This window comes from Staphylococcus pasteuri (assembly GCF_030547725.1).
GTDB lineage: Bacteria > Bacillota > Bacilli > Staphylococcales > Staphylococcaceae > Staphylococcus > Staphylococcus pasteuri.
In genome coordinates, this window is sequence record NZ_JAUOQO010000759.1 from 1 (window position 1) to 245 (window position 245).

The 245-nt window shown below is 60.8% G+C and carries 1 protein-coding gene; it reads right to left on the reverse strand.

Going from position 1 to position 245, the window contains the following annotated elements:
* On the reverse strand, positions 1–245 hold a 245-nt coding region (locus tag Q4528_RS15400; protein WP_303522585.1), incomplete at both ends, for an SDR family NAD(P)-dependent oxidoreductase.

A 245-nucleotide genomic window follows, 5' to 3' on the forward strand; every position in this document is an offset into this window, starting at 1 on the left:
GCATGGATGTGACCGGGCCGGGTTCGAGCAGGATGATATTGATATCGGTGTCCCGCATTTCCAGCCGCAGCGTGTCTGTCAGCCCCTCAAGCGCGAATTTGCTGGCGTTATACGCCCCGCGCCAGGGGGCGGCGACCAGGCCAAGCACCGACGAGCAATTGACAATGCTGCCATGCCCCTGCGCCCGCATAACCGGAAGCACCTGACAGGTCAGGTCATGCACGCCAAAGACATTGGTTTGGAAG